The organism is Alexandriicola marinus, assembly GCF_004000435.1.
Lineage (GTDB): Bacteria > Pseudomonadota > Alphaproteobacteria > Rhodobacterales > Rhodobacteraceae > Alexandriicola > Alexandriicola marinus.
In genome coordinates this window covers 1-455 of record NZ_RBVZ01000069.1, presented here as the reverse complement: position 1 = coordinate 455, position 455 = coordinate 1, and the positions used below count along the sequence as shown (strand labels likewise).

Genomic DNA, 455 nt, shown 5'->3' with positions numbered 1-455 from the left:
TGGCCTCGCTTGCCGGGATCGCGGCTCAGGTCGGCTATCGGCGGCGTCCCGGCCGGTATGGTGGTAAGCCCGCCATTGTGGCTGAGAACAGGCTGGAGCAGCAATTCGAGACGTCTGCGCCGGATCAGGTCTGGGTGACAGACATCACCTACCTGAGAACGCACCAAGGATGGCTATACCTCTGTGTCGTCATCGACCTGTTCTCCCGTCGTGTCGTCGGCTGGTCAGCCCAGTCCCGCATGACGACAGACCTGGCCTTGCAGGCACTGCTGATGGCGGTCTGGCAACGCAAACCCGATGGAAAGGTTACGGTGCATTCGGACCAAGGCTCCCAGTTCACCAACCGTGAATGGCAGACGTTTCTCCGCCAGCACGGCCTCGAGCCCAGCATGAGCCGGCGTGGAAACTGCCACGACAACGCCGTCGCCGAGAGCTTTTTCCAGCTGCTGAAACGG

At 62.0% G+C, this 455-nt stretch carries 1 protein-coding gene; it reads left to right on the top strand.

Features of this window, described 5'->3' with window-relative positions:
• Positions 1 to 455 (top strand): IS3 family transposase (locus EP376_RS22725; RefSeq protein ID WP_127657730.1); only part of this gene is annotated, 455 nt, incomplete at both ends.